Genomic DNA, 17529 nt, shown 5'->3' on the forward strand with positions numbered 1-17529 from the left:
TGAAACCCCCGCGTCGCTACGCTCCGATGGGTGGCAGCCTTGCGCCGGTCCGGGTGGCAGGCTTCAGGTGGAATGGGTGGCAACCTTCAGCGGTTTACGCAGCTATTTGGGCTTTCGCAAACGTCGGCCGTATCAGACCCGCCATACCGCAGCCACGCTTTGGCTAGCCGCGGGTGAGAACCCTGAATGGATCGCTCGCCAAATGGGCCACACCACAACCGAAATGCTATTTCGCGTTTACAGTCGATACGTTCCAAACCTGACGCGCAAAGACGGCAGTGCGTTCGAGCGTCTGTTGATTACAGAGTTCGAACCCAAAACAACTCACGCACTGGAAGAGGTGAACACTAATGAAGCCTAATTCCATTTACACGAGCTACTCTAGCCGCCAACTCGTTCCAGCCGAGCGTCGGACTCTTCGAAATCTGGCCAGCAGTCTGTGCCAAGCCATGGGCATTCCTCAGCAGGATCACCAGCTCATTGCGTTGCTAGGTCTTGGTAGTGAACGCAGCAATCTTGAGGCCATGGGAACCTGGGTGTACGGCGAGCTAACAAAAAGCCATCTTGAGGTTGGGCGTGACTCACTCCCTATGCTCATCCGTCGACTTCAAAATCTCGAAGACGGCTGGAGGTACCTTTAATGCTTAATAGCCCAGATTCAAAGCTTCGTTTGGCCTACTGGCGGGACGACTTTACCGTTCTAAATGTGCGACAGGTCTTCGTAAAACCTCTGAACACGAGCGTGACAGAGCTGCTTTTGTATTGCCGTGGACGACATATATTAGGTTATCTAATACGGTCTCGAGAGCCCTCTGCAGGGCTTCCCAAACCGGGTGACAAGGTAAGCGCGACATTGCGAATTACTCGACCTGACAGATGGCGTCTATTTGTTCAATTGATCCAAAAAGTCTGACACCGGCGCATGGCAGGCGGAAACGTTATACCGCTTGCCATGCCACCGATTCGATCGATCCCAGGCATAAGCTTTATTCAAACACTCTCGTGATCCGGTGAAGACCCTTCAAACTCCGTCAACACGCGACTATCCTTGTCACCCATCGTGAATTCTGTCCGTAATTTACCAGTGACGATCAACGCAGACACCAGCGCAAACCTGAACGCCCACCAAAAGGCGTCGTGATTCTTCTCTCCCTCTTTACTGTATTGAACCAAGCAGTCGAGTTCTTCGATGTAGAGATGTGAACGGCCATCGACACCGAGTCTCGCGTTAACGTCCTCCACGGTATTGATTGAGACAGCAGACAACGGCAGGTCGTATCTGGCTGCCCAGTACTTTCGGATTCGGCTCTTTTCAGCGCCAGGTAGACAGTTGACTCTTAACCTCAGCCGCGTCCTCAGACCTAACCTTTCCAAAAGTTCTTTATATTTTATTTGATTATCGATTGACCGCACCTTGATTCTCGCTCGAATTCGCTGACTATGCTCAAGAATCATTCGCATTGTGTCCTGCGCTTCTTCTGGACTTTCTTTTTCCCACGCCAATAGCGTTGCATACCACAACGCAGAGTATTTTCGGCCAGTTGGTGTTCTCGGTGGTGCTATAAACCCTCTTAACTCTGGATATCCCGCAAATGGATCTTTCTGATCAAACGATCGTTTGACGCCCATCGTCTCGGCGGACATCCGAGACCGCTTCGGTATAGCCCCAATAAATGTATTTTCAGCGGTGGAATCTCTTTTTCGGGAAGTGCGCATACTCATCAAAATGTTCGCATTGCTTATCCAGCGCGCAGCATCTTTAATGGGCACGTTCAATTTCGAAGCTCCCACCTCCAAACCCCTGGGCTGATGCTCCCCAGCTAAGTTTTGGATTATTTCTTCTGTATAGTAGGCCAGCTCATAGGCTACTAAAAGGCGCTCTTTAGGATGCCAAACTTCTTCTTGCAGTGCGTCTGTGTCGACAACGCATGAGGGCCGCTCGATCAAAAAGGGCAACTTCTTAAGTGCGGTTTTTCGCCACTGTATAACAAACAGATTGCACACGTCCGCAGCGTAAAATTGGTGCTCTACTTTCTCCCGATTTCGATTACGGTATTTTTCTACGGCATCCCGGCCCTTACCCAAGAGGGCAGACTGGCTTGCAACTGAAAGCTCAGGATTTCGTCTGTCCCAAAAATAGCTTCGTACAAGCCAATCCAGCAAATGGCTGTATGAGCCCAGAGTTTCTCGAACAGAAGCGTGACCAGCCCACATGGAGAGTACTGACAGCGGACACGTGCTATGCGGCGCACTCACCAATTCAGCCAGAAACTCCCCGGTATGCGGCAAAAGCGGTTTCCCTTGGGCGCCATAAATCCAAGACTTCGGCAAATGCTTTTGAAATTTAGTTTCCATCAGACGAAGGAATGTAATACTGACAAAGGAGTGCCTTAAGTTATGAAACCGAGAGCGGTCATCTCCAGTCACAAATTGAATCGTCTTAGTAATAATGTCGAAGACGACGCCTTCATCAAAAGGCTCTCCCGTTGCCATGTCTTTCGCAAAAAAAGCGTGATGAGCCGCACTCCCAACCATCCTGTCTTTGCGCCGACGATAAAATGACTTCAATAGCTCCAGTTCCGTGTCATCTAACAATAGCCACAACGGCAGTCGACGGGTTCCACACCAAGACTTGATGTTGGTCCACTTATTTGGCCGAACCAGCAATTCGAAATTTGAGATGCTTTCATTGTCAAAGCCATCGAAGTCTTTTATTAACCGGCTCCACACCTCACTGCGGCGAAGACCGCATCGATACCCCAGAATCAAAATCAGCTCATAAATATCAGACAACTCGTCTTTTGGACGCTGCCTAAGGAGTTGTTTTGCCGCATCGTATTCACTGGGAGTGAGGATACTCGCATCGACATTATTCGACCCTGAAATGCGGTCAAACTCGACTGCCGGCACGTTGTAATTGACAGTTAAGAACCGAAAAAATTGAGCCAGTTGTCCAGCATCCGCTCCGGTCATTCCCGAACCGTAACTCAAACTATTATCATAAACATCCTGCCACTGATCACTGTCCATCGTGCCTGGGTACATAATCGCGCTGGCTTGCGCCACGAGCGGTTTACCAATTCGATCAAGGTATCGAACGGCGGTCGCCGCTAACCATTTTCCGCTGCTACCTGCCGTTTCCAGGTACGCGCAAGCCCAAATAATGAGCAACTGCATGATAGGTGTTAACGCATTTTCTGTATAAAATACTTGAACGGCTGAAAAGATCTTCTTTTGTTCAACAGGTTTTTTAGTGCCTCGTTTTTTCTCATTAATTATTATTTTTAGCTGACGAAACAGCGCCATCTGATCAGGAAATTCGTCGTTTGCACCCGTTGGGGTTAGCTCAAAACCCTGTTTATGGGAAGGTATTTTCCCCAGTTCACTAATAACGCTCTTATGCGTTTCTGTAGGGTGTTCTCCCGAAATCAGTCTCAAAAAATTTGTTTCCGAAACGGACTTACCGAGTTTTGGACTCCGGAGATAATGCGCAAGCACAGTGGGCATCTGCTGTGCAGCGCGAGTTTCAGCAACGCTGATCAGTCGGCTATGACTGGCCTTTCGTAGACCCATCGCTTTACTCAGCATATCCGTGTATCGCAGTAACAGTGTTTTCGCAGAGATACTCCCCTGACCTTTTACCTCTGAGGGCCAAGAGGTACCCCCTCCCTTCTGATGCCAACGATCAGACCAGCGCTGCAAAAGAAGCTGAGTTATAGGCGCCGGAAAAAAGCGGCGGCGATCATCAATATCCTTGGAATCCTCTGAAGGCTCAGGCTCTAGATCCAGCCAAACCAAACCGTTACGAACACTGCATCCCCGTTGAATCGAGGCCGGCAATAAGTTAAACCAAAAGGGTGATAGGCAAGCCGAATCCATTAGACAGCTAAAAAGTAGCTGCCCGACGTCTCGGTTCTGAGGACTCAGCTCATCATCCGACATAGGCGCGTGCAGATCCTTCCAGAATGCATCGTATAAGGCATTCCCAACGCCTAGCTTTGCGTAAGATTCGGGCGTGAACAACGACTGTTCAGGCAACGCCACAGTGATTGGCGCCGGAACTTTCAGTCGCCATGCAAGAGCTCTGCTGCCCTTCATCAGACCTTTTATTAAAAAATTATGCCGGTTTCTGTATGAATGACCTCCCCGGCCATCCAAAACTCTCTCTAGGAGGCTCTCCATATCGCTATCTGAAAGGAATACGTCCTGGTCACCCCGATACAGTGCCGGATAATGTTCTCTCAGGCGCGCGATAACCACGTCTTCGTCTTGGGCGCGGTTCATCGCTCGATTTATAGCCCGTTGCCGGTCCCCGAAGACGGGGTCATCTTTGGGATTTAGAACCTTCGCGCGCTTGCTCGTCCAACCGATCCAAACTTCCGCTTCGGTCGTCATACAGCGCCCCTAATCGAAACAAACTTTTGCACCTTCAAGAGATGGTCCAGCGCAGCTCGCACCACCTCACAAAACTCTCTCGGGTCCACGCAGGAGTATTTCCCCCAAGGTTCTCCGCCGCCGTCCCAATGCCCCATGAAATGGTCGACAAAAGCACCCGCAACCCCCTGGTTCTTCAACTCCGTTCGCAGCCAATGCCGATTTAGATTCAGTGGCATCGGGTACGCCCATTTAAGCTGCTCTGTCATGGTTTTTGGTGTGATGTGTATAAGTGCGAGGTCCAGCGACAGATAAAAAAGAAAAGGTGCATTTTGCCGCGCGAGCAGCCCATACCATTCAAGTTGAGACCTTAACCAATCGAGATGAGCCTTCACGTAAATCAGCTGATTAAGGAGTTCATCGGCCAGCGGAACGATTTTTGAATGGCCAAATCCGTCACTGGTTTTATCGGCAATAACTAACGTTTTGTTGTCGAAATCAATGTCTGATTCGCAGCTGATGGGGTCCCATACCGAACGATACCCAGTGCCATACATTAGAAATAGGAGAGAGTAATTCATGAAAGAGTTATGAAACCGGACGAGCCCACCTGGTGACGCAAGACTGTCACGATCAGCTTCGAGTTGACGCGTTAAATCAGAGACTAAGGAACGATGCGACTTTGAAATTAACACAAGATCGCTGCCAACCGTGTCGTTGAACATGGATGTCTGCGCCTGAAATTTAGCGCCCGGTTCCGGAGGGAATTCATCCGCCCATTCGGCTGTCACCTCTGCATACAACCTCTCGAGCGCGCCTTTCTCAACGCTGTGATAATAGAGTCCGGCGGAACTGGAAGAGGAAATTTTTTGGCCCGCAATCAGAATGGCTTCAACGCGGTCACCACCCTTTTGTAACACCGCTGACTGTAGATGACTCTCCACGCGAAGCTGCGTGATTCGAGTGGATTGGCCCTTGCGCAGCTTCACCAGCACGTCATGTATTCCGATTGAAATATTCTCATGCGTGTTCGCCGGGAAAATACTGACAGAACGTTTTTTGCATTTATCCAGCAACGGAGTCGTCACTTTTGCAATCCATTGCCAGAAAATCTGAGGAATCGGCAAACCTAAACGTCCGTCGTGTTCACGCAAAACAGGCTTCCACTCTGCTGAGCGTTTACGGCGTTCCTCTGGCCGAATAACGCCCGACACAATCGATTGCTGACTGACGTCTATGAATACATCGCTAGGCGTCAACGTGCCGGGTAGCTGTTCCGTTTTGTTCACAAAGCGCGTCGCCATGATTGACGTCAGTGGACGGCCAGAGAGCAATAGTATGAGCATGACGATGGCTACATGCGTGTCAATCGATAGCCGCTCATAAACTTCATTCAGCCAGCGCGAGACCTCGTTATCTGTCAGTGTTTCCCAACGCCCCGGCAATTTCTGAGCCGCACGACGCCGGTGAGCCTGCTGACTTTTGGATCGGATGACGGCGCTCTGAACACTGTCCCCTAACTGCGGTAGAACCGGCTTATCACTTTGCCAAAATGTCGGCCCGTCATTGAGCTCATCGATACTGTTACCGGCGAGATAGTGCTCTGTTTCTCTCTGTTCTGTTAACTGGCGTTCATTGCGAACCATTTTAATGGCAGGGTCGTCGATTTCCGTGTCTGGATCGCTCTGAATTTCAACGTACGTGGCATAGAGTTTTGGTGGCTCGCGCTGCTTTAACTCTCGACCGCTAATCGCACGGCTTTTTCGCTGCTCTGCGTAGTAAGCAAAATATCGTTCCAACCCGCTGAAACCTCGATGTGAGTTCTCGTCAGACGTTCTCGAATCGAAACCTTGGATCAGCTCGTCCAGTCGATCAGTTAGCGCTTCCACACTGTCAAAGTGTCCGTTCAGGTGAACCATGGCCTCATCGCTCAACCTACGTACAGCCCGCCATGCCTCATTCAATCGCGCGTCCAGTTTATGTTGTTCCTCAACTTTTTTTGACTCGTTATCATCGCGCGATTCGATTCTCGTAACCCAGTGATCGGTGCAAACAACCAACCAAACAATGAGTTTTTTCCGTGTCTCCAAAAGTCTCTCCTTCTTACTGCTCGCCAGTAAACCCGCATGCTGGGGATATTCAGTTATAAGGCCACTGATGCCTCTGACGTCTTCTGTAAGCACCAAAAATTCGCCAATTGCCTCTGCGTTTTTTAGCGAGTGAACCGCTTCACCTATAACGGCTTTGGGGAAACGGTCGGGCGACAGCGCTTCGAGGTCGTCCAACAATTCGTCCAACAACCTGCAAATGGACTGGATCTCATGCCAATCGCCTCTAGGGCGAATAATTCGCCTCAACAGTTCAACAACCTCGACATCTAGCTGATTATTCATCACCAACACCCTTCAACATCTCTATTTGCGTAAAAGCTGATGTCACAACTGTTTGGTTTTGTGGTTTTGTCCGTCGATCGAGGCCAGTTAACCGCTCGACCCCACTTTTTGTTCCAAGATGGCTTGAAAGCTCTAAGAGCTTTTTGTTATCCAAGGCTCCCCAAAGCGCGAAGACTGATGGCCCAGCTGTTGACAGATCTAGCCCGTAGACAACCTTTTGCAGAAGCGCGACTTGGAGTTGAAATTGATAAAATGTTTCTGGCACGTGTTTGAGTTGCTTTGGCATGATCAGAACAGGAATCTCAGTTTCTGCCGACAGCCTCCCAATGAGGGGACTCAAATTATTTGACAAGATTAGACGATATTCCCGGTGATTTTTTATAACCCAAGGCGGGTTCATCGCAAAGAGCAGAATTACGGCCTCGGGTGTCAGGCAACCGGGATCCTTAATCGCGGGAATTTGCGACATCAGCACAGCTGCGATTCTGCTTGGAATGCCATCCTGGGGGCGCAACTCGGAAGCTTTCACATACCGAAAAGTGGCATGGCGTAGAAATTCTGGAATCATCGCTGGGACCTATTAAGCTCGTTTAAGACCACTTACTTTTAACACATGAAAACTGTAATTTGTGGCCAGGCGAAAAAATAGCAATAAAATAAAATAATACTTTTCAGTAAGTTATAGGCCAATGGCCTACTCAGAATTGAGGGAGCCCGCACGAATCACGCCTCAAATGATGGCATGGGTCGCTGACTCTGTGGGCAAACCCGAGCAGGCTTTCTCGACGAAATTTGGAGAGCGCAGCACTCACCTCGTTGGCGCTGTCCGCAACGAAAAACTCGTTATCAAAGACAAATATTGACGCCACCGTGCACGGAAAAATTCACGTGCAGTGGAACGAAAGGACAATAGAAATCGCGAGGAATGTAAGAGGAACGAATCAATTTTTTTGGGGTTACAACGCCGGTCCCATTGACGGTGTGATCGGACGCGCTACTGTGAGCGCACTGAAACAATTTCAGCATGATAATGGGACAACCCCGACTGGAACCCAGGATTACTCAACCATTAGGCTACTGAAGGCGCTGAGGCAGTGTTAACTGGGGTCGTCGGATCGAGGTATTACGTTTAGCGTGAGGGTTGCCCTGCTCAACTGAAATTGGAGCAGGGCAAACTAATCGTGTTAAAGGGTCCCTTCTGTGTAGCTGTGCTCCCTTACAAGGTTGTCCTTCGAAAAAAACACCATTAGCGTTTTGTGGCTTGAGTCCATGCCTTTTCCGAATATCCCAGCGCCTGGAATCAGACTCATCGCATTGGCGCGTGTCTCAGAATAAAGATATGTGAAAACCGCGTCATACGCCGAACTTTCCGTGCGTCCCGACGGCTCGCCAAACCAACTAACAATGTCGGCCTTGGTGGTTTGACCAACAACAATCTCGTCGATCTGATTGCTACTAAAATCATTGCCTGTTGTCGCGCAGCCGGCCAAAACAAAAGCAGCCAAAACCATAACTAGAAGTTTTTTGACGATCATCGGTATTCCTTCGTTTAAGAGTAAATTACTTGGTATCCGTGCCATTACACGAGCGTCACAGCACTTCTTGTCGATCACCGGGCGGAGGCTCAAAGGCATCCCGCACACTCACACGACCAAGAATACATCAATACAGGGTGTATTCGGCTATTTTCAAGCAGTTTTGCGCCGAGGGCACTTGCCCGACGCGATCCGCACAGGGATCGGCCCAGGCCGAGCCCTAAGCTCTGGCATCTGTTGCTTGTGAGTCCGCACTGGGGGCTGTAACTGCACCCAGCCTTTTAAAAGCGTTTTGAATGTGTCAACCAAAGTGAACAACGTGTTTCTATTATTGCCCAAGCGGCATCTTGCAAAATTAGTTGATGGTAATAATATGACCTACCTTAGACTGATATTTATGCATGCTTGAGCAACCCATTATGGCCATTTGAAGTTCTTGGTTTAAGTGCTCGTTATAACTCCAAATTCGATATTAACCGCGCGGCTACAGCGCTGATCACGAAAGGGGTTGACCGAGTTAGCCTGACCAAACCCTCAGATGCCCTGGATATGAATGCTGTACACATTACACTCGAAAACAAGCGTCCAGGGGGGAATACTACGATCAATCGTTTGAGCAACATTGTGGCAAAAAGCTTACACAGTTTTTTTAGTGTGGCTGGGCTCGATAATCAAAGTATCGCCGAACCAGCTGCAGGTCTTTTTCCGAACGCTGCATCAGATCCATTGGTGAATCGCCGTTAAAGGGTTCATCTGAGGAGGGCCGCCGTAGACGCTCAGCGCTGTGCTGGGGATCTGTGTATAAGATATTCAGAGCTTTCGCGATACCCAGTAAAAGCGAACATTTGCGCGTTTCGAACGCTGGCCTGTTGTTCTCTATCTCAGTCTGAGATCCGCAAATAGAAAATAGCTCCGAACTGCTGAAGCAAAGCTCCTTTGCGACAGGCAACATTAGCCGGTGTAGTGTTTCTGCATCGTATTTTTGGTGAGAGCGCATCGTCAGGGCCTATCTTTTATTCCCAAGGACAGTCTGGCTAAAAACATTCGTCAGGATTTGAGAGCTTACGAATGCCCACAGTCAGGTTTGCCCTGTCGCACGGACAGACCAATACTAACTCCTTAAACTCCTCCGCGAAGCGTATCGATTCGCTTGTAGGTTTCGTAAAGCGCCCCAAAATCGCCAGTCTCGATAACGGCTAACGGCGCTCTGCCATTGAAGAAAGGGTTGTGGTTCTTCTTGCTCATAAACTGGTACACGTTGTCCTTGTTCTCAAACACGGTGCGCAAGGCTTGGTGAATGTTCAATAGATAGCTCAGTCGCGTCAGTTGGTCAGCATCCAGGTTGGCTTTATCTGGGTTGCTGCGGTATCGGTAGAAGGTAGCTTTTGGCAGCCGGAGGATGGCTTGGGCCTGCTCTGGTGAGCACCCCCACTTGTCCAGAATGTTCATAACCGCTTTCAAGCCCTTAACGCTCATGCGGTTCAGGTCGGCCTGAGATTTCTCGGGATGCGAGGAATTATGCACAGTCATTAGTGGTACCCCTAAGGGGTTTTCCGTAGCTCGCTATTGTGACGGGACGCGTCAAGCTTGCCAAAGGGTAATGCCCTCGCGGGCGATGTTCTGCAGGGTATCTTTTTGTGCAGAACTCTCAGGGTCACACCATCCAGTTTCCCAAACCAGGAACGGTCGGATGCGCACACCCGTTGATAGCAGAACTTTATAAGCCAGATCAGAAAGGCTCAACAATATCACTATAGCGTCATCAGGATCTCCGCGGGACAGTGCCGCCACATTCGCATCGCTGTCGGGCCTGTAATCGCCGCGCGCCCGGCTCCCAAAAAGAATCAACTGTGTGACATCGTCTGAAAGCAGCTCCTGAAATTTTAGAACCGCTTCCCATATATCCATCTGGGAGCCCATCACCGTTTGCTCAAGACCAACCGGAGCTGCTTTTTCCCAGTCGATTATATCCTGAGGAACTGGCGCATCAGGATCACACTGGGCAGTCAGGTCACTGAGCTTATACGGTAGCTTTCTGCTCATCAGGCGCTCCCTATCCCTTTCAGATGTCCAAAACAATCGGTGGGTTCGTCGGCACATACCGAACCGTACAGGTACTGGCGTTGACCAAGCGGGTGCGGCCCAATGTGTATTCGCCGTAGCCTTCGTGAATATGGCCAAAAATATGCGCTTTCAGCGCTTAACTGTTCAAGTCGATGCAGCAGGTCCACACACCCAACATTTTGGCACTTAAACATCATCGACGCCTCATCACCAATGCCTTTAGGCGGGCCGTGGGTAATCAGCACATCGGTGTCGTCTGGAATCTGCACCCAACGATCATGTATCGCTTGCCCGCGATCCAGCATGAACGCCCAGTCCTGAAATGTAGGCGTCCAGGGCGAACCCCAGAACCGGACACCTTCAATCTCAACACCGCTATCCTCTAAATAAATGGCGTTGGCCAGCGCGTCCCTGGCCAGCTCCGGCGCTTCCTGGAACACCCAGTCATGGTTGCCAGCAATCACAATCTTATGTCGGTGGGGCAAGGTTCCGAGCCAGTCATTGAGGTCTTCCACATTATCCAAAGTGCCGGCACCCAGGCAGTCGCCTGCGTGAATCAGCACATCACCATCCGGCACGTCTGGTATGCGCCGATGCAGGCTGTGGGTGTCGGAAATGCAAACGAGCCTCACGGCGTTTCTCCATATGCGCTTAATGGCAATGAGTAGACTGAATTACTCATTAGTATTTCGGCTTCCTCATTGCTACTAAGGATAAATTTTCACTCAAAATTACGCCCCGCCTTTTCTCGGATAGCTTCGTCCATTTCTTCAATACTGACCACGCGATTCGAAGTAATACGCTCTTTCAAGTGTGCGATATTGGGCGGGGTTAACAGCTCTTCTTCCAGCGTCCAGTCCATAAATGGCAGTAACCGAACCATATTCCGGGCATCGTCCACGCCCCGGTGGTGATGTCCCTCTAATGCCAAGCCGTGGAACTCCAAAGCGTGGACCATTCCATTCTTTCGCTTTTGCCCCGTTGTTCGGCGCCAGATCCGCTTCAGGTTCAGGTGGGGGTAATTCATCATCGCGGGAAATACACCCTGCTTTTTGCTGTCGGCCAGGGTATGTAGGCGGTCGTAGTTGCCCCAGCTGCACCAGATGAAATCCCCATGCGGTTGTCCCAACCACGCGTCGAGCATTCTGCAGGCTTCAGAATAGGGCGGCGCGGCCTCAATCATCGACTGATGGATACTGGTCAGCGATGTACAAAACTCACTGAGCTGAGGGTTTTCTGCGGGCTGCACCAGGAACGATTGGCTGTCCAAAAGCTCGCCAGCCCGGGTCGCCAGGGCACACCCAAACTCAATGATTTCCATGTTGTGGATGCTCTGAGTTTCGCCCGCCGGCGCCATCCGGTTTTCCCAGCAGGTCGCCTCCAAATCAACGATTAATAGAGGACGTTCATCCATCTAATGCGTGCCTCTTAACCCAGTTAAAAATATCGTTAACGGGCACCAACGTCATGTTTCCCGTTTGCTGCAGCGTGTCGATCCAAACCTGATTGCCTTTTTGAATCACATCAGCGGTGCCAATGTGCCCAGACACAACGGCTGTGATGCCAGCAATGGTTTGGTCTGATCCCTGGGCCCGATTCCACGGCCAGGTGCAGTCAATCGCAAATCGGTCAGACGGTGCCGCCTGCTGAACATTCTGCCAGTTATCCGCGGGGCTTTGCGCATGCACCAAGCCGAGGCTGCCATGCTCGCATTCGAGCGTGATCGTCAAAGGCATCTGCTGGATGCATTCGGTGGTCAGTCTTTGCTGCTCAGAAACGTCAACGCAATCGACCCACGCACCTCCGATCGATCGGTGCTTATCCTGGTACTGGCCATTGAGTGAGCGGGCAACAAACATAAGCTCGTGGTTCCCCATGAGGCAGTGCACATAATCCGTGGCTAATACCCAGGCCAGCAATTCTTTCGATTTTGGCCCACGATCAATAACGTCACCCAGCAGAAAAAGTCGATCTACTGCCGAGTCAAAGCCTGCCTCAAACAGAGTACTTTGCAGTGCGTCATATTGGCCATGCAGGTCACCGCAGAGCCAGTCCGTGCCGTTCGGGTTTCGAGAAATAAAACGGTGAGTCGTTAACTTAGAAATCAAGACAGTTCTCATCAATGAGAAGGTCCGCTATTGCACCCAGAAAATCTGGATGTTCTAAAAATTCCTGCCATACCCTTTCCTCAATTCTTATGCGCCATGCCGGATCATTTAGCTCCAAAGGTGTCCCGCACACTAGGGCGTTGGCGCGCTCGGCAGACTGTATAGCGGATATGAGGGCGTCCCGAACCCGCCTAGACATCGTTTCACCTCTTGCACTTTCAATGTGGTTTCACGTTAGCGTCATTAAAAACATATACGACTGATAAGGTATAAGCCCACTATAATTATAAGAGTATTAAAACTAGGAATCATATTGATGGATACGGTAGCACGAAAAAAACGCGAAGCTGATGAGATCCGGGTTCTGGGTACAGCTTTGTGTAAAGCCGCAGAAATTATGGGTTTCAGTGAAGAAGAAGCGGCGGCAGTCATCGGTCATGAACGTACCAGTGGGATCTGTGATGGCATCGACCCAAACTCAGAAGCCGGTGAGCGAGCTCGGATGTTCATTCGGGTGTGCCGCGGGCTGCATACGCTGGTGGGTGGTAATTACGAACATATGAGGCACTGGATAACAACGGATAACCGGGCTTTTGGGCAGTCACCCCGGGAAATGATGAAGAGCTGCCAGGGCCTAATTACGGTGCTTAAATATCTTGATGCTATGGGAAGTCGGCTTTGAATGACTGACAGACTCAACGCAGCAATGAAAATGTTGCCGCTATAGCTGCGGATATGAAGTTCTGTGCGATTTTAATGAGGCATACCTAGCTCTGTGCGATAGATAAGCCTTGGCGTGTTTTGATTATCGAATCCTGTATAAGCCCCAGAGCAGAGCAAAGTATGAACCAGAATCCGAATGGCAGATCAAAGTGCGAACCAGAACCGCTCATAAGTCCAGCTGCGCTCACCCCAACGAGACACTCCCGGCGGCCCTAACACAGACAAAAGTTGGAGTTTAGGAATCTCATGGTTCGAGTGGCACCCTTAAAACTCACTTTGGTTCGAGTGGCACCCTCAAAACTCACTTTGGTTGATCAGAGTCACCGGGCTGTTCAATCTGAATTCGTTCGTGCGCGCGCATCTCTCGATTCACGATTTTAGCGATTGTCGATGGTGGCTTTACTCAAATGTGTCGCAGCCGCACCCACACATTGTCAGCGGCAACAAAACCCATGCCCAAAGCAACAAACATGGAATCTGTTGCCGGTAGCATGAATTTTGTTGCCCCTACATCTGAGGTATAGAGTTCTATGCGTGAGTTCAGTTCGGGAAGCCTCCTGTCATCAATGACAGGGTGCAGGCTCGATCAGCGGAGAGGTAGGTAGGGCGTGACTCACGTGGCGATTACTCATCAGGTCACCTGCTGGGTGAATGCTTGATGCGTGCTATTTTGCCATGAAAGCAGATATTAATCAGAAGGTTAGCGCACGTGACTGGTGACTGAAGTCACGGATTCAGGTTACAGATAAATTCACCCTGATTAAACACCCCTTCAATATCATACCTAAAGCTGACGCCTCCTCATCTAAAACAGCGCCGTTGGTTCGATTGATTTTTATAAGCCCATGTTAAGCAAGACTGTCACTCCCTTAACTGTCGTTTCAGAAATCGCTCGCATTCATCGATCTTGGACTGAAATTACCACCTGTAACTCGTTGAAGCGTGTAGGTCTGCTGCATATAGGCGGTGCCGTTGTATCTTCGTTCAGCGACGAAGTCCTGGTAGTTTGGATCTTTGGAGGCAACCATATCAACGAGAAATCTGCCGCAACTACGACTAAATTCTTTTCCAGACGCATATTGGAATTGATAACGCCCATCTGGAACGTTGACCTTAGCAGTCTGCCCTGCTCGAACGTACATAGAAATTATGGTCTGTCCGGACACATCTTTTAATTTCACTAGTGCATCGGCTCCAGGAGAGTTGTTCACAACTAGAGAGTGTTTACCGTATCCTGGCTTCGTCAAAACATGACCATTTCGTGGTCGTGTTATTCCAGTAGCCCGGCAAGCTCTTAACCATGCAGACCAACCACTACCTTGATCAATGTATTTAGTGCTGACATACCCTTTGATCTGCGAACTTCTATCCCTGACATAAGCCCAACCAAGATTCGGGCTTGTTAATTGGTAAATGTCTTGATAACGGATAAATCTGCCAACAATTTTTGCTTGTGTATTCGGCTGCGCCCGCACATTCAATGCTTTTGCAGTAACATGCATTACTGGATTCGACTTGGGTGATAACTCAGAATCAGAATCACCAGAAAAAACATTCGAGATGTTATCCCAGAAACCAGCGTTTACTTGACTAACGGGTATAATTGAAAAGGCAAATATTAGACATATTTTTAGTAAAAAGCGCTGAGTAAAAAACATAACTTCCTCCTGAATCCGTGACTTTACGCGTCCCGAATTTCCCTCAAAGCCTGCAATAGAAAGGCTTCAGACGGTATAATAGCTCCTGACATCCATTCACCCAGTCAGTGCATCGGCCCATGCGCGCCTTCACTCTCCAGCAATCGAAGACCGAAGTCTATACACCCCATGGCGGGCTGGCCCTGTTGGGCCATTGCCTGAACCAACACACGTCGCTGAGCCAAACCGCGCGCACCGTGACCAACCCCATTGCAAATAACTCCTCGGAGCATAACGCCCGCAGCATGCGCGGCTTTGGAATGAAGGCGAAGCCACAATAAAAAAGGCGTCGCGGTGCCTGCGATTGTTAATGCTTTTGCTTGCGGCCCCTCGCAGAACCATGACCTTGGTGCTGAGACAGCGGCTCCTCACACTGATGAATAACCTCATCGGATTCGTAGTCCGTTCCTTTCTCTACATACCGATCATTTTCACGATCAATCACCATGGTTCGATGTACGTGTTTTTTCCGTAATCGCCAATAAATCAGCACCTACATTCCAACTCGCCGATTGCACACACTGATTCCTCACCAACTTCATAAGGAATCAGCATGACCCCAACTGAACGAACACGTATCTGGCAATAGTATATCACTGACTGGCAAATCGCCGGCGTGTCCGGCAACGCTTACTGACAGATGCATACTCTGGCGAAGGAGGGGTGCATCGTGGAGAAATAAGTGCCCGGATGGTGGAATTGTTAGACACACAAGACTTAAAATCTTGAGACCATTGGTCGTGCCGGTTCGATTCCGGCTCCGGCTCCGGCTCCGGCTCCGGGCACCATTTTTTAGCCGCTCGCATGGATTTGCCTAGCGGTTGCAACACCTACTTTACAATACTTTTTTAAACTCTAGGCTATCCACATATCACCTCATTATGACACTGCACATTACTCATAACCCGTCAAAACTTTCACTTAACTGTCTATATCTTTCAATTTCTGAGTATGAAACAGATGGATTAGTAATATCTATAACAGATTTCAGCATAGACTGAGTTATACGAATTTTTGATTTCAATGCTACTCTAGATGCTTCATCGACCAAAAACTTTATGTCACTAGACACATAATTATTTGTCAAGAAGGCTAATTCATAATAATCTATCGACAGATCTATTGGACGATTTTCTAGGTAAATCTCAAACATTGCCGCCCTGGCCTCATAATCTGGAGGCGGTAAGTAAACCATTCTATCGATTCGACCAGTTCTCAAAATGGCTGGATCAATTTTCTCAGGCCGGTTAGACGCAGCAATTACAAAAACACCTCTCTCGGAGCAGCTTGACATATGAGTCAGGAGCTCATTAACAGCAGAGGCGTTCATTTCGTGTAAATTTTTTTCGCGACTAGGAACAACAGCATCAAACTCATCAATAAATATTATCGATGGAGCATTAATTACAGCTTCATTAAAAACGGAGGCAATTTTTAACTCAGTATCATTTACCCATTTACTCTTTAAATCAGAAGGTTTGAGTTTTAAGAAGTTAAACCCTACTTCCTCGGAGAAACGCTCAGCAATGAAGGTTTTTCCGCAACCTGGCGGACCATATAGAAGCACGCCATTAGGTATCGTAACTCCATAACGTTTATAAAGCTCTGGTTCATTAAGCGCCCGAATAACATCATTATACAAAATATCCTTTAGATCCTGCATCCCTGCAATTGCTGAAAACCCCTGAGCTCCTTTACCATCACTTCGCGACGCTGTTCCTCTTTCTGTACTTGAACACGTCGCCGTAGGCTGCTCTTTACCTAAAAGATCTTCTATAAAATCTATCGCCGTAGCGTAACGATTATCCACATCAAGTGATAAAGACTTCTGCAATGCTGCCTTTAAGCTGTCATCTATAAAAAAACTCGAGCCAGAACGCCCAAAATTTAGCCTATTACGTCTAGAATCCTCTACCGCTTCGACCTCTTCCTCTTCGCCTCTCTGGTATCTTGGAATCTCGACATACCAGGGAGGAACCCCTATTATTAAGTGATATAGAAGCGCGCCAACTGCAAAAATATCACTTTGAGGCGAAAAAACACCATTATATAACTCGGGTGCAATATAAAAAGGGTTTAAACACCCCAAGTCAAACCCATTAATTTTGTCTGAAATATAACAGGCAGAGGAAAAACCTGACAAAACTGGAATTTCAAAATCAGTGGAATAATCTAGCCAAATATTTTCCAGATTTATATCATTATGTACAACCACATTCTTGTGGTCATGCAACAAGCTTAAAGCTTTCAATATTTTTATTGCGATAGGCACAGCAGCATATTGAGAAAGAGCCCCATCACGCTCTAAACGTTCTTGAAGGCTTTCCCCAGGTATGAACTTCGCTACTAAATAGTGATACCTTTTATTGTTCTTAACAACTTGACCTTCCTCGACACACTTAACAATAGATATGTCATCGAACAAATATAAAATTTCTGTTTGCTTAAGGCCTGTCTTGGTAAGTTGCCCTCGCTTTAGCTTTGAGCTGTTGTAGAGAAAAAGGAAAAACACACCTCCGCCAACAGAATTAACTCTGTATTTTTGAACGAATTTATTACCGCCAATGAAGAATTTAACTTTATATCCGGTAATTAAGCTTTCATCTTTTTCTAAGATATTTTTGACCGTCATAAT

Annotated in this window: 15 protein-coding genes, 1 tRNA gene and 2 pseudogenes; 7 read left to right on the forward strand and 11 right to left on the reverse strand. The window is 48.7% G+C overall.

The features are described 5' to 3' along the window. Positions 1-94 precede the first annotated feature (94 nt). Together ATI45_RS12600 and ATI45_RS12605 are read left to right on the forward strand one after the other, a co-directional pair. Positions 95-361: pseudogene (locus tag ATI45_RS12600) on the forward strand (integrase); the annotation flags it as partial. Further along, positions 351-641, forward strand: coding sequence for a hypothetical protein (locus tag ATI45_RS12605; RefSeq protein WP_098419787.1), 291 nt, complete (start codon positions 351-353; stop codon positions 639-641). The pseudogene ATI45_RS12600 and the gene ATI45_RS12605, both read left to right, overlap by 11 nt. 349 nt (positions 642-990) lie before the next feature. On the opposite strand, the gene ATI45_RS12610 is transcribed toward ATI45_RS12605, so the two are convergent. From ATI45_RS12610 to ATI45_RS12620, 3 genes are read right to left on the reverse strand one after another with little or no spacing between them, the layout of a single operon-like run. Then, on the reverse strand, positions 991-4395 hold the full coding sequence (locus ATI45_RS12610) for a site-specific integrase (RefSeq protein ID WP_098419788.1): 3405 nt from the start codon (positions 4393-4395) through the stop codon (positions 991-993). Then, complete coding sequence (locus ATI45_RS12615; RefSeq protein ID WP_098419789.1) at positions 4392-6767, reverse strand: site-specific integrase; 2376 nt, start codon at positions 6765-6767, stop codon at positions 4392-4394. Before ATI45_RS12615 ends, ATI45_RS12610 begins: the two co-directional genes overlap by 4 nt. Continuing rightward, on the reverse strand, positions 6760-7335 hold the full coding sequence (locus ATI45_RS12620; RefSeq protein ID WP_098419790.1) for a hypothetical protein: 576 nt from the start codon (positions 7333-7335) through the stop codon (positions 6760-6762). The genes ATI45_RS12615 and ATI45_RS12620 overlap by 8 nt, the downstream gene beginning before the upstream one ends. 320 nt (positions 7336-7655) lie before the next feature. Between ATI45_RS12620 and ATI45_RS23325 the strand changes: the two genes are divergently transcribed. Beyond that, positions 7656-7868 carry a peptidoglycan-binding domain-containing protein gene (locus ATI45_RS23325; RefSeq protein ID WP_218926135.1) on the forward strand — a complete coding sequence of 71 codons (213 nt, stop codon included), beginning with the start codon at positions 7656-7658 and terminating at the stop codon, positions 7866-7868. An 83-nt stretch (positions 7869-7951) separates the two neighbouring features. Here ATI45_RS23325 and bamE read toward each other — a convergent pair whose 3' ends face one another. Further along, positions 7952-8302, reverse strand: coding sequence for an outer membrane protein assembly factor BamE domain-containing protein (gene bamE, locus ATI45_RS12630; RefSeq protein WP_098419792.1), 351 nt, complete (start codon positions 8300-8302; stop codon positions 7952-7954). Positions 8303-8707: 405 nt separating this feature from the next. Here bamE and ATI45_RS12635 point away from each other — a divergent pair, with 405 nt between their 5' ends. Continuing rightward, positions 8708-9046 carry a hypothetical protein gene (locus tag ATI45_RS12635; protein WP_098419793.1) on the forward strand — a complete coding sequence of 113 codons (339 nt, stop codon included), beginning with the start codon at positions 8708-8710 and terminating at the stop codon, positions 9044-9046. A gap of 375 nt (positions 9047-9421) precedes the next feature. Here ATI45_RS12635 and ATI45_RS12640 read toward each other — a convergent pair whose 3' ends face one another. The 5 genes and pseudogenes from ATI45_RS12640 to ATI45_RS12660 all read right to left on the reverse strand — a co-directional run bounded on the left by ATI45_RS12640 (position 9422) and on the right by ATI45_RS12660 (position 12474). Continuing rightward, positions 9422-9832 carry an MbcA/ParS/Xre antitoxin family protein gene (locus ATI45_RS12640; RefSeq protein ID WP_218926136.1) on the reverse strand — a complete coding sequence of 137 codons (411 nt, stop codon included), beginning with the start codon at positions 9830-9832 and terminating at the stop codon, positions 9422-9424. A 51-nt stretch (positions 9833-9883) separates the two neighbouring features. Further along, the gene (locus tag ATI45_RS12645) at positions 9884-10345 is read right to left on the reverse strand and encodes a nucleotidyltransferase domain-containing protein (protein WP_098419794.1); all 462 of its coding nucleotides are present in this window, start codon (positions 10343-10345) and stop codon (positions 9884-9886) included. Between the two features lie 19 nt (positions 10346-10364). Continuing rightward, positions 10365-10998: pseudogene (locus tag ATI45_RS12650) on the reverse strand (metallophosphatase domain-containing protein). Between the two features lie 89 nt (positions 10999-11087). Beyond that, the gene (locus ATI45_RS12655) at positions 11088-11780 is read right to left on the reverse strand and encodes a 3'-5' exonuclease (RefSeq protein WP_098419795.1); all 693 of its coding nucleotides are present in this window, start codon (positions 11778-11780) and stop codon (positions 11088-11090) included. Then, positions 11773-12474, reverse strand: coding sequence for a metallophosphoesterase (locus ATI45_RS12660; RefSeq protein ID WP_179888410.1), 702 nt, complete (start codon positions 12472-12474; stop codon positions 11773-11775). The genes ATI45_RS12655 and ATI45_RS12660 overlap by 8 nt, the downstream gene beginning before the upstream one ends. 316 nt (positions 12475-12790) lie before the next feature. On the opposite strand from ATI45_RS12660, the gene ATI45_RS12670 reads away from it, so the two are divergent. Then, positions 12791-13156: an MbcA/ParS/Xre antitoxin family protein gene (locus ATI45_RS12670; protein WP_098419798.1), complete on the forward strand. Its 366-nt coding sequence runs from the start codon at positions 12791-12793 to the stop codon at positions 13154-13156. Positions 13157-14078: 922 nt separating this feature from the next. On the opposite strand, the gene ATI45_RS12675 is transcribed toward ATI45_RS12670, so the two are convergent. Beyond that, positions 14079-14855 carry an SH3 domain-containing protein gene (locus ATI45_RS12675; protein ID WP_098419799.1) on the reverse strand — a complete coding sequence of 259 codons (777 nt, stop codon included), beginning with the start codon at positions 14853-14855 and terminating at the stop codon, positions 14079-14081. A gap of 119 nt (positions 14856-14974) precedes the next feature. On the opposite strand from ATI45_RS12675, the gene ATI45_RS12680 reads away from it, so the two are divergent. Together ATI45_RS12680 and ATI45_RS12685 are read left to right on the forward strand one after the other, a co-directional pair. Further along, positions 14975-15175, forward strand: coding sequence for a hypothetical protein (locus ATI45_RS12680; protein ID WP_098419800.1), 201 nt, complete (start codon positions 14975-14977; stop codon positions 15173-15175). 403 nt (positions 15176-15578) lie between these two features. Continuing rightward, a tRNA-Leu gene (locus ATI45_RS12685) sits at positions 15579-15682 on the forward strand. Positions 15683-15792: 110 nt separating this feature from the next. Here the strand turns inward: ATI45_RS12685 and ATI45_RS12690 are convergent. Next, positions 15793-17526 (reverse strand): AAA family ATPase, encoded by a 1734-nt coding sequence (locus ATI45_RS12690; protein ID WP_098419801.1) that lies wholly within the window; start codon positions 17524-17526, stop codon positions 15793-15795. Positions 17527-17529: the final 3 nt, after the last annotated feature.

The organism is Marinobacter sp. LV10MA510-1 (assembly GCF_002563885.1).
In the GTDB taxonomy this organism is placed as follows: Bacteria; Pseudomonadota; Gammaproteobacteria; order Pseudomonadales; family Oleiphilaceae; genus Marinobacter.

Excerpts from the sequence above, each read along its gene's own strand:
- ATI45_RS12680 (WP_098419800.1), top strand. The coding sequence starts at position 14,975 with ATGCGCGCCTTCACTCTCCAGCAATCGAAGACCGAAGTCTATACACCC.
- ATI45_RS12690 (WP_098419801.1), bottom strand. The coding sequence starts at position 17,526 with ATGACGGTCAAAAATATCTTAGAAAAAGATGAAAGCTTAATTACCGGA.
- ATI45_RS12675 (WP_098419799.1), bottom strand. The coding sequence starts at position 14,855 with ATGTTTTTTACTCAGCGCTTTTTACTAAAAATATGTCTAATATTTGCC.
- ATI45_RS12655 (WP_098419795.1), bottom strand. The coding sequence starts at position 11,780 with ATGGATGAACGTCCTCTATTAATCGTTGATTTGGAGGCGACCTGCTGG.
- ATI45_RS12610 (WP_098419788.1), bottom strand. The coding sequence starts at position 4,395 with ATGACGACCGAAGCGGAAGTTTGGATCGGTTGGACGAGCAAGCGCGCG.
- ATI45_RS12605 (WP_098419787.1), top strand. The coding sequence starts at position 351 with ATGAAGCCTAATTCCATTTACACGAGCTACTCTAGCCGCCAACTCGTT.
- ATI45_RS12645 (WP_098419794.1), bottom strand. The coding sequence starts at position 10,345 with ATGAGCAGAAAGCTACCGTATAAGCTCAGTGACCTGACTGCCCAGTGT.
- bamE (WP_098419792.1), bottom strand. The coding sequence starts at position 8,302 with ATGATCGTCAAAAAACTTCTAGTTATGGTTTTGGCTGCTTTTGTTTTG.
- ATI45_RS12670 (WP_098419798.1), top strand. The coding sequence starts at position 12,791 with ATGGATACGGTAGCACGAAAAAAACGCGAAGCTGATGAGATCCGGGTT.
- ATI45_RS12620 (WP_098419790.1), bottom strand. The coding sequence starts at position 7,335 with ATGATTCCAGAATTTCTACGCCATGCCACTTTTCGGTATGTGAAAGCT.
- ATI45_RS12640 (WP_218926136.1), bottom strand. The coding sequence starts at position 9,832 with ATGACTGTGCATAATTCCTCGCATCCCGAGAAATCTCAGGCCGACCTG.
- ATI45_RS12615 (WP_098419789.1), bottom strand. The coding sequence starts at position 6,767 with ATGAATAATCAGCTAGATGTCGAGGTTGTTGAACTGTTGAGGCGAATT.